We start from the raw sequence: 11372 nt of genomic DNA, 5'->3' as shown, positions 1-11372 counted from the left end.
TTGACCTTGGCACGTAGAGACATTACAGCCATGGATTAAATGGCTGACCTTGGCTGGAATGCATTTGGGTAACTATTCATTCACCGCTACTAGTAGATCGCGGTGAATGGAGTTACTAGTCTACAGACCTTGCTGCCATTTTGACCATGGCACGTAGAGACATTACAGCCATGGATTAAAGGTTCAACCTTGACTGGAGGGCGTTTGAGGTAACTATTCATTCACCGCTACTAGAAGATCGCGGTGAATGGAGTTACTAGTCCACAGACCTCGCAGCCATTTTGACCTTGGCACGTAGAGACATTACAGCCATGGATTAAATGGCTGACCTTGGCTGGAATGCATTTGGGTAACTATTCATTCACCGCTACTAGTAGATCGCGGTGAATGGAGTTACTAGTCCACAGACCTTGCTACCATTCTGACCTTGATGATAGCTTGTTAGTTCAAACCTTGTATTGACTAAACAGTGGGTCGCCATGAGTAATCAAACAAGGAGTACTAGGATTTCATCGCCATGATCGAGATGGCGTTAAGGGCAGCAACTACGATGGTGCTGCCGCCTTTGCGTCCAATATTCGTGATGAATGGGATATCCAGTTTACGCAGCTCGTCCTTAGACTCAGCAGCGGATACGAATCCTACGGGCATACCAATGATCAAGCCTGGCTTCGCTTCGCCTTCTTTAACCAAACGGATCAGTTCCAGCAATGCAGTTGGTGCGTTACCAATCGCATAGATTCCACCCTCGTAGGCTTGAGTTGCTTTACGTGTAGAGATAATAGCACGCGTTGTATTTAACCGCTTCGCTTCCTCCATCACGTCTGGATCGGAGATATGTACATGCACGTCTCCGCCGAAGCTGCGAATGCGGTCTTTGTTCACGCCTGCTTGAATCATCTGTACATCGGCAATAACAGATTGTCCACCACGTAGTGCTGCAATCCCGGCTTGGATCGCATCAGGGTGGAATACCATGCTCCGGCCCAGTTCAAAGTCAGCAGATGCATGAATGACACGTTGCACGACTGGATATTGCTCATCCGTGAACGGATGCTCGCCTAGCTCCTCGGTAATCATCTCGAAGCTTTTGCCTTCAATCTCCTGTGGCTGTACTGTCAGCGGTTTGAAATCTGTTTTGAAATCCATCATGCATTCACTCCTAAAAGGGATTATGAAATTAATTCATTCATTTAAAATTAAATGTTGAAAATTTGGACTATATAAGTGGATTATGGCACCAGTATACGGCTCAGCTCACCCAGTACACCTTCAAATTCATCAAATACCGTTCCAAACTCCGCCTCAGGACGTGAGATCAAAACCACATGAATACCCTGTTCTAACGCAGATTGAATTTTCTCATCGACCGCTCCCGTTTTGCCGCTCTCCTTGGTCACCATAACGGTTGTGGCGTAATGCCTGTACAATGCTTCATTCATCTCACGTGAAAATGGCCCCTGCATCGCAATAATATTGCGTTGTTCCATACCTAGCTCATTACATTTCTCCATATTATCGAGACGGGGAAGCATACGAGCAACGAGACGAATATCTGGGTCTCCGAGCAGGTGCTTCGTGAAAATTTGTAATGTTTTGCTGCCTGTTGTTAGCATCACAGAACCCTTGAGCTCTTTCGCTTGCTGTGCCGCTTCATCATATGAAGAAACCACATGTAACAACGGGTGGTCGTCGTAGGCAAGTCCTGTACGCTCATAACGAATGTACGGAATACCCGCTTGTTTGGCTGCTTCCATTGCATTGGCATGTGCCTCTTCAGCAAATGGGTGGCTCGCATCTACGATGGCTTGACTGCCTTGTTCTTGCACCAGTTCTACCATGGCTTGAATCGTCAAACGACCTGTGCGTACCGGCAAACCTGCCTCTGACAGACTATTCGCCGCGCTCTCGGTCACTACAGATGTCAGCACCTCTGTACCTTGCTGCTGAATTTGTAATGCGAGCTCCCGTGCATCGCTTGTTCCACATAACATGAAGATCATGAGCCCTTCACCTGCTCCTCCGCTACAGCAATCTGTGCGTTAGTTGTCTGCTCATCTGTCTCGGCATGTGAAGGCACATCATGGTGATGACCGGAAATGATTTCTTGATCATGATGAGTATGATGTAACTCGCCATCGTGATCGTGATGGAAATCAGGCGCCAGCTTCTGATCAGCCTTCTCGTGTTCATTTTCCGCATGCACATGCAGATGATCATGATGTTCATGAGTGTGGTCGTGCGTATGTTCATGATGGTGATCGTGTGCATGAGTCTCTTCGTGGTGATGATGGTCATGCCCGTGATCATGGTGATGGTCGTGATCATGATGGTGGTCATGGTGATGATCATGGTCGTGGTCGTGATCATGGTCATGATCGTGATGATGATGGTGATGTTTCGCCGCTTCCAGTCTGAACTGGCAATTATCACAGTTAGCAGCTACACGTCCATTTAAGCCTTCATTAGCCCGTTCCAGCACCACTTCCACCAGTTGTGGATGTAGGCCGAAATATCCTCCGATCTCAACCTGAACATCTGGATGTGCTGCTGCGAATTCTGCCGTCATCTCATCAATACGTTTAATGAGCACACCTGTGAACAGGAAGTACGGCATCACGATAATTTTCTTAGCTCCAAGCAGAAGGCAACGTTGCAGTCCATCTGGGAAGGAGGGCTGAGTTACACCGATAAAGCTACTCTCCGCCCACTTGTAGGGCAACTTCTCCCACAACATCCGAGTCATTTTGAAAAAGTCACTGTTCGCATCAGGGTCACTACTGCCACGTCCAAGCACCAGGATCGCAGTCTCTTCATCCGTTGCCACTGGTGCAGTCGCTACAGCTGCTCCCCCGCCTGAACTTGCGTGTACAGGCTGCGCTTCCTGCAAACGGGTCTGCATAATCTGAATAACTTTCTCATGCACACCAATAGGACGGCCGTAGATAAACTCCACTTCCGGATAACGTGCTTTGGCACGGTCAATGGCATTTGGAATATCGATTTTGGCATGACCTGCTGCGAACAAAATAATGGGTACGAGTACGACGCGAGTCGCGCCCTTATCAACACATGCCGTTACGCCTTGGGCAATACCTGGTTTAGCTAACTCCAAAAAACAAGTTTCCACAATCGTATTCTTCGGTGCTTTCTCTGCCACCGTGTTTGCAAACTCCATTAACTCCCGATTTCCCTCAGGATCACGGCTACCGTGTCCCACCAGCAATATCGCATTCATCTCCGGTTAATTCCTCCCCAGCCTGATCTTCAGATCTAGGCATCTCATCAAGTAGTGTTTGTGTTCCATTCATGCATATCAACAATTGCATGCTTCCACATATTCATTTCACGGTGTAGTCTAGATACTTTTTTCTTTTTGCGCAGAAGACTAGTCACCACAGATCGGATTAACTTCCACCGTAACGGGTTCATCCACATGGCGGAAGCCTTGAATCACGCCAACACGTTTGAAAAATTTATGAAAACGTTCATTCGGATGTCCTTTTTCTCGATACTCTGCGACAATCCGTTCCACAATGCCACCAATCTCATCTCCCGTAATGCCTTCAGCCACGGGTTGTGCAGGATGAGCATTACGTCCGAATTTCTTACCGCCAAGGAACAGGTCATACCCGCCTTTGCGATACACAATACCGATATCCTCAAGCACCGCACCATAACAAGCCATCCCACATCCATTGAGGGCAACGCTTGTTTCCTTCGGAGCATTCAATCCACCAATAACGGCCTGCAAATGATTAGCCATCGGCACGGCATCATCCTTTTCCATGTCGCAGAAGTCACATGCTTTCACTTTAATGACATCCCCGATCGGCACTACGATAAATTTCGCTGCCCGCAGCTCATCTACGAGTCGATCCGGCTCAAAGGTTGGCACTCGCAAAATAATCTGGTGCTCTGGTGTATACTCCAGCTCCCCCTCTTCACTCGCGCACTGTGCGAGCAGTGCCATCTGCACAGCAGTGAACTTCTTGTTGCCGACGCCAGGCGATACGCCAACTTCGAACAGCGGCAGCTTCTGCCCTGGTGCGGGCGCAGTGCGCACCGCCGTAGCGACCGCGGCCTGCGGTGCTTCGCCGCTCACGCCAGGCGCAGCAGGCGCCGCATCCAGCCAGCGGCGAGCGGACTCGCCCGCCAGGGCACCGCCTACCGCGAGCCGCGTTAGCGCTTCCGCCGCTAGCTCAGCGGCGCCCGCTTGCGGCGAAGCAACCGCTAAGCGCGGCGCGGCTTCTGCCGGCGCTGACGCTGGCCGCTCGCCAGCAAGCACGGCGGTGCCGCCGCCAGCCGGGTGCGATGCCTGCGCAGCAGAAGCTCCTGCACCGGCAAGCGGCTGGCTCTGCGGAGCTGGGCCTGTTCCGGCGCTAACGCCGGGCATGGCTGGCTCCGCCTGGGGCTTCGCGGCTTGTGCTTCGCGAGCCGCGTCCACGCCCGCTGCCTCACCGGAGGTGGCAGCGCGGGCTTCTTTTGCGCCGAGCGACCATGGCTCGGCTTCGGTGCGAAGTCGCTCATGAGGTCTGAGCGACTGTTCTGCGGTATTCAGCGTATATTTGCGCTGATACCCACGTGGAGTGACCATGAGCCCTTCGTACATCATGGTCGAGGAGTTACCGATGATCACGGTGGTCAGCATACCGATGTCATGATTAAGCATGTCCTCCAGGGTAGTCATGACAACGTCCTGACGATCCCGGTAAGCGCTTTTGACCAATCCAACTGGAGTCTTGGGATCACGGTAACGAAGCAGCATCTCCTGTGTCTCGACAATTTGACGTGTTCTCCGCCCACTGCGCGGGTTATAGAGTGCAATAACAAAGTCAGCTGATGCCGCTGCCTCAACCCGGCGAATAATCGTATCCCATGGGGTAAGATGGTCACTTAAGCTGATCGTACACGCATCATGCATCACCGGTGCGCCCAGTAGCGATGCACAGGAATTGATAGCCGATACACCTGGGATGATTTCAACAGCAACGCCGCTCCCAGGCTTCCATCCCTGTTCCATCAACACCTCATAGACTAGACCTGCCATACCATATACACCGGCGTCACCACTGGAGATTACCGCAACAATTTTGCCCATTTCGGCTTGTCTAACAGCTTCTTGAGCCCGGCTTACTTCCTCTGTCATCCCCGTCCGCACGATCGCTTGTCCGTTCAACAACGGCCGAATGAGATCGACATACGTGTTGTAGCCGATGATAACCTCGCTCTCCTGGAGCGCCTCCAGTGCACGATTCGTAATATGTTCCATCGCGCCTGGGCCAAATCCGATGACCAGCAACTTACCTTGACCTTGCATCTCTTCTCCTCCTCCATCACCCTGAGTAAACCTATACATTCCATAATTCCGTTCAGCAACTTCTATATAAATAGGCTTCATGAAACAGCATTTTGTTCAAAAATGGACAAGTGCATTCGATCAACAACGATTCATATCTCATTCTCTTAAAATCAAAAAATCCCATCCTACAATCGGATGGGATACGTATGTACGTACACTCAAGAAAACAACCACAAGACGTGAATACAGAGCATCGTCCAGTTGTTGAATACGCCAAATAAAAGGCCTACCAGGCGAACCGTCTGTCCGCCTGTCTCCTGATTATTCGTACACCACTCCTTTCCGCGAAGGGTTTGGTGACACATGTAAGGTAGGTCTCCTGGCTCTGGATCATTAGCTTCTTCTTCTGCCTTCCCCGAATAACGAGTGACATCAACCAAAAAAGAGCTTCACCATTACAGTGGCGGGACCGCTCGGGATTTGCACCCGATTCCCTGTTATCTCTTGCCTGACGCAAGAGCACCTTACTTGTTTTCATATATGAGCATAATGCTGAATAATTTGTTTTTATCATAACATCGCTGCGGAAAAAATGTCCATGTTTAAGATATGAGTGAACCACCTAACTTTCTTCTGTTTTATGGGTATCGATTGGAAGCTGACAACGGGAAAATAGCAAAAATCCTGACCCAAAATGGATCAGGATGACCTGTTCATACAATGAAACACAGTATGATCTATATTCAAACTCGTTTTAGCAAACTTATCTTTGTTGATTGTTGCTTAAGCTTTGTCCACGTGTGCAGCCGCATAGTAACGTCCTAGCTCCACGATCAGGGCACCCATCTTCTCTTCTTCTGGCACAACAAGTGCCTCAATGCCCTCTTCACGCATCGCATTCGCCGTAACTTTACCTACAGAGGCAGGAACGACCCCTTCACGAAAGGCTTGCAGCATCTGCTCTAGCTTCCCCTGGGAAGTGGCATATGCCGTCAAAAAGCGAACTTGGGGTCCACTTGTAAAAGCTACCGCATCAACCTCATGGTTCACAATCTCATTCAATAGCTGTTCTAATTCATGATCCTCTGGAGGGACATGGCGATAAGGTAACACTTGTCGAACCTCTGCACCTTGTTCTTGCAGCCAGTTTACCAGCTTCGGTGCTGTCTCACCATGTAGCTGCAATATCACTTTTTTCCCTGCAAGATCATGTGATTCCAATTCCCGAATTAACCCATCTGTACTGCCATCATCATCCCGAACTAATGGATTCAGCTTCCGCTTGCGAAGTGCATTCACCGTCTTGTATCCACGCGCTGCAATGGATGATTCAGATAAAGAGTCCAATAATTGACCCGCAACTTCCATGTCCTCTGCCATATCAAATAGCGCATCCAAACCCATACCTGTTGTCAGTATAGCCCAATCCGGTGAATCAGAGATCCAAGATACGAGGCCATCACGAATATTCCGATCATCCAAAAACACCGTTCCCTGTGCAGGTCGCACGAGTGGGATTCCACCCATTTTCTCGACGAGCAGGGACATTTCCTTCGATTTGCGTGGTCCTGTAAGTGCTACACGTATGCCTGCCAAATGTTGAGCCATTCAAGTTCCCCCCAGTTCGTTCAGCCGAACGTTCTTCAGTCTGACTACAGTATACAGGGTAGTCCTGTGGAGGGAAACCTTGTTCATGCCATTTGGTTCCTGTTCAGCTATAACGTTTTTTTATGAAAAGGATCAGGAAGGCTGAAGCTCTCCAGCTTGATGATCTGTATTCTCATCCCTTTTCTTCTGATCTTTCGAAGTCGGTTCTTTTGAATCCGACGTATGCTTCTGCCCTCCACGATCACCACTCTCCTTAGCCGCGGAGGGTTGTCGATCTTGTTTACGAGGATGCAGAAACAGAAATATTAGAATCGGTAACAACACCTCAAACAAAATGGCAACCCACGTCCATTCTCTTGTAAATCGAAAGAGTTGGATTGCATTCCGGAAGAACCAGAACGCACAGACAAAACCGAGTAAGGCAACCGGTCCCGTTAACATCTTACCGGATACTTTCGGAATCATACGTTTCATCCCCCAGCAGATAAAGTAGAGATCAAACGCAATTTTCGTAATCATCGTTGGTAACGTTGCTGCAGCTAGTGCCAGGTCGAACCGATCAAGAAAGTCACTCACCTGCAGCTGCCTAGCTAATTCATACGAAGGATACACTAGCCTCGATGCAATGGGTACCCCAATTGATGTGATCGTTTCAACGACGATTAGCATCATTAACAGCGCAGCAATCGTTACTCCCCAGAACACGGATTTAAACCGAAAGTCACTGCCTTTCACCACAAATGGCAAGGCCACCATCTCTCCAAAAAAGGACATGAGAAACCAACTCCCTTTGCCAACACCAGCCATATCGACATCAAAATACGGCATCAGATTATCCATGTCAATCTGCTGAACAAGCATGAAGGGAACGATGATCGAGTTCAACAGAAATAACGTAATGTACAGCTCTGACATCCCGATTAAAGAGCCGAGTCCACCTCTTACAATAAACACAACCATAACCATTAAAGTTAGTATAATGATGGATATCGGTGTGGTCTCCAACAAGGTGATACTAATATAGTCACCAATTAACCGAATATCCCGGGCAAATACAAAAAGGAAAAACATAATATACAACAGCGCCGTCACCCGCCCCATAAACGGATGTCGTACAACGAGTGATTCAAACAGATCCTGATTCGGAAACCGTCGCTGGACACGACTCAGCATCCAAAAAACAGAAATCATCACCAAAAACACGGGGATATAAGACAGATACGCATGCTGTTCAGCATAAAATATGGCCTGTGCATGCGGCTGTATTAATGTGGTTGTGATGCTAAGCAACATCACGAGCAGAATCAGTTGACGATGGGTGACTGCCTGATTCATAACATGCCTCCTTTCTTTCGGTTGTGGTCATGTGATCAGTAATGGATTAAGGTAACGGCAACCAATGTTGAATGAGGTGAGTTAGCCACACAGTAACGAAAAATGTTTTGCTTAAATGGGTGACATAGAAGAAGATCCCCGTACTGAACCCAATGATGATGTACGATATCCAGCGATTAATCGCCGCCGCTTGCTTCAGATGTTTAAAATCCATCCACAGCACAAGAACGACCATGAATAAATAAGTAAAGAGCAGGGGTTTAATCATGAACAATCTCCTCCTCACCAACACCAATCGGTTTGTTCACAATGCCGACATTTTCAATGATGATGTGTGGCTCAACGATAACGTTCACGTCAGGGTACACGTCACTCCAGCGCTCTCTCATCTTGTCCCATTCTTTGGGAAGCTGCTGATGAATAGATCGGCCAAGACCGAGGATGTCCGCATTGTATTTGGTCTGTATTAGTCTTACACCTTCATCAATGTCCTGCTTGATCTTAGCTTGAACAGCTTCGGTTAATTTCAAAAGTTCTCCCTCTCGGAGGTCACCATAATTGGATTCGTTATCGACCAATACTCCCTTGGCATACATTTTGATGGTCACGGTAACTTTTCCATTTTTAATCTGAGGATCATACGAAGAATTGTTCTCGTTTAGCTTAATGAACAAGTGCCCTTCCCCACGGGGAGCCTTAATCATGACTTCCGGTGAATTCGCTTCCCCCATCGCCAGAATCAGTGCGTCCGCAGGCTCTTTGTCAATCATGCCCACCAGCTTGTCTTTCTTGAAAATCGCTAGCCCATCCAGCTTAATGTTGGTTTTGACGTTCTTCCAATCCTTTGGCACATTCTCCACTACGGAAGCGATGGGAAGAAACGGATCAATACCTTCGGCAAGAATGGCATCAATAAAAATCTTGAGTGAACGAGGTGTACGCATGTTGAGGAAACATAGCTCACGCACCATTTCTGAAGGGAACTTCTCAATTGGGGCATCTGTGTCCAATACCTTATGAGCAGGCCCCCTCGTTACAATTGGCATGGCAGATAAACGATTAAGCGGATAACGTGTTAATAGATCCAGCATCGGGGCAACGCCCTCGCGAGCCAGATCCTCGCCAATCATTAATGTTCGGCGGTGTGCATAATAGATTTGACGAGAGAGCGCCTTCTGTCCTTTGAGAGAAGTCTCGCGTAGCGTCTCGGCCGTATTGGATAACATAAACCAGGGTTTATCGCCACTCGTGCCTCCCCCGCCTCCCTCACTTCCCGAAGCACCCGATTGTCCGGGTAACGCGATCTGCAAGCTTGTTCGGTATAACTGTTCCTCTTTATCCACTGCAATCCCAATAACAAAGGCAATATCATTAATTTCTCTTCGATCCCAGCATCCAGTAAGAAGAGTGCTCAGCAACAGTATCCCTACAAGGAGATATCTACGTATGAATAACATGCACTCACCACCCTTCTTCGGATTCAGGCTTACCGTTGATATCCGTATTCATCCTCTTCTGGTCACGGTGAACCGTAGAAGGACGATTAATCATCCTCCACCAAGGTGCACGCATAACAATATCCTTGGTATCTGTCTTGCTATAAGGACTTAGACCCGATAAATACGGAACCCCGAAGGAGGTCATCTGTGTCAGATGTACGGAGATGAGTACCAACCCAATGACAATGCCGTACAATCCGAGAGCCCCAGCAAGCAACATGATCGGAAAGCGCAATAAACGCACCGTAATAGCAAAATTGAAGCGTGGAATGGTAAACGATGCAATCCCTGTCATGGAAACGATAATAACCATCGGTGCAGATACAATCCCTGCCTGAACAGCTGCTTGCCCGATTACCAATGCACCGAGGATACTGACGGCTTGACCTACTGTTTTGGGTAACCTGACCCCGGCTTCCCGCAGTGCTTCGAAGGATAATTCCATAATGAGCGCTTCGACTAAGGCTGGAAAAGGAATGGCCTCCCTCGCCCCGGCAATACTTAGTATTAAAGTCGTTGGCAACATATCCTGATGGAAGGTCGTAATGGAAATGTAGAGTGCGGGCAGGAATAAGGCAATCGCCACAAATAAAAACCGAATCCACCGAATAAGGTTACTGATGAAGAACCGTTCATAATAATCCTCGCTCGCCTGAAGCATCTGCCACATCGTAACTGGTCCAATTAAGGCAAATGGACTTCCATCTACAAAAATGGCAAACCGACCTTCCAGCAAATTACCTGCAACCGTATCCGGTCGTTCGGTGTAATGCATCTGTGGAAATGGGGAATACGGATGATCTTCGATCAGTTCCTCTATATATCCCGTCTCCAAAATTCCATCGATCTTAATCTTGTTGAGACGCTTCTTAACATCCTTGATCAGCTTCGGATCTGCAACATCATCTAAATAGGTCAACACCACATTGGTTTTGGTGTCCGATCCGATGGTCATGCTCAGCATTTTAAGCGTAGGCGTCTTGAGCTTAAACCGTAGCAGCGCGGTATTTACACGTAGTGTCTCCGTGAATCCTTCCCGTGGACCACGAATAACCGATTCTGTCTGTGGCTCCTCGACACCACGCCGGACGCCACCTTTGACATTGAACAGCCATGCTTCCTTACTGCCATTGATCAATAGTAGAGCTGAGGACTCCAGAACACCATCAGCAGCTTCTGCCCATGTCGCTACTTTCTTCACCTGGGAAAGAGCAACACGGGTATCATCTAAGGGAGCTTCCGGCTCATTCGTACGTTGCTCCACCAGACCACGAATAAGCGGACGTAACATGTGCTCCTGAATATCTGTGGAGTTTACGATACCTTCAATATATACAATGACCCCCTGAACCTCGGGTGAGATCATAACATTGCGAAACACCACATCTGAGCAATCTGAGAAGATATCTTTTACCGCCAGCATATGGCTTTCATGCGTAAGACCAATCGGCTGTCGTAAAATGGGCGGGGACGGTAATCCCAATGGGATATGAGTCTTCTCTTCTGCGTGCCGGGAACCACTTTTCCCCGATGTATGATCCGCCATATACCGTCCCTCCTCTCTTGTTTTTATACAAGGTAGCTTGTGCCAGAAAGAACAGAATTATGTGGACTAATCTAAAACTTTG

General features: G+C 48.4%; 9 protein-coding genes and 1 riboswitch. All 9 genes read right to left on the bottom strand.

The genetic code is table 11. The features are described 5' to 3' along the window. Nucleotides 1–501 precede the first annotated feature (501 nt). Complete coding sequence (locus tag MH215_RS15725; RefSeq protein ID WP_239291368.1) at nucleotides 502–1149, bottom strand: precorrin-8X methylmutase; 648 nt, start codon at nucleotides 1147–1149, stop codon at nucleotides 502–504. An 83-nt stretch (nucleotides 1150–1232) separates the two neighbouring features. Beyond that, nucleotides 1233–2003: a precorrin-6A reductase gene (cobK, locus tag MH215_RS15720; RefSeq protein ID WP_239291337.1), complete on the bottom strand. Its 771-nt coding sequence runs from the start codon at nucleotides 2001–2003 to the stop codon at nucleotides 1233–1235. Then, entirely contained in the window at nucleotides 2000–3238 is a 1239-nt protein-coding gene (locus MH215_RS15715) for a sirohydrochlorin chelatase (protein WP_239291335.1), read from the bottom strand. Before MH215_RS15715 ends, cobK begins: the two co-directional genes overlap by 4 nt. Nucleotides 3239–3388: 150 nt before the next feature. Next, nucleotides 3389–5320, bottom strand: a complete 1932-nt coding sequence (gene cobJ / locus MH215_RS15710; RefSeq protein WP_239291333.1) for a precorrin-3B C(17)-methyltransferase — start codon at nucleotides 5318–5320, stop codon at nucleotides 3389–3391. A 334-nt stretch (nucleotides 5321–5654) separates the two neighbouring features. Beyond that, nucleotides 5655–5844: riboswitch (cobalamin riboswitch) on the bottom strand. A gap of 241 nt (nucleotides 5845–6085) precedes the next feature. Beyond that, nucleotides 6086–6910, bottom strand: coding sequence for a uroporphyrinogen-III synthase (locus MH215_RS15705; RefSeq protein ID WP_239291331.1), 825 nt, complete (start codon nucleotides 6908–6910; stop codon nucleotides 6086–6088). A gap of 132 nt (nucleotides 6911–7042) precedes the next feature. After that, nucleotides 7043–8245 carry a GerAB/ArcD/ProY family transporter gene (locus tag MH215_RS15700; RefSeq protein ID WP_239291329.1) on the bottom strand — a complete coding sequence of 401 codons (1203 nt, stop codon included), beginning with the start codon at nucleotides 8243–8245 and terminating at the stop codon, nucleotides 7043–7045. A 46-nt stretch (nucleotides 8246–8291) separates the two neighbouring features. Further along, complete coding sequence (locus MH215_RS15695) at nucleotides 8292–8513, bottom strand: hypothetical protein (RefSeq protein WP_239291327.1); 222 nt, start codon at nucleotides 8511–8513, stop codon at nucleotides 8292–8294. Beyond that, on the bottom strand, nucleotides 8506–9702 hold the full coding sequence (locus tag MH215_RS15690; protein WP_239291325.1) for a Ger(x)C family spore germination protein: 1197 nt from the start codon (nucleotides 9700–9702) through the stop codon (nucleotides 8506–8508). The genes MH215_RS15695 and MH215_RS15690 overlap by 8 nt, the downstream gene beginning before the upstream one ends. Before the next feature lie 4 nt (nucleotides 9703–9706). Then, nucleotides 9707–11167, bottom strand: a complete 1461-nt coding sequence (locus tag MH215_RS15685; protein WP_239291367.1) for a spore germination protein — start codon at nucleotides 11165–11167, stop codon at nucleotides 9707–9709. Nucleotides 11168–11372: the final 205 nt, after the last annotated feature.

Source organism: Paenibacillus sp. ACRSA (genome assembly GCF_022346845.1).
GTDB lineage: Bacteria > Bacillota > Bacilli > Paenibacillales > Paenibacillaceae > Paenibacillus.
Note: the sequence above shows the minus strand (reverse complement) of the source record. Positions and strands in the feature narration are given on the sequence as shown.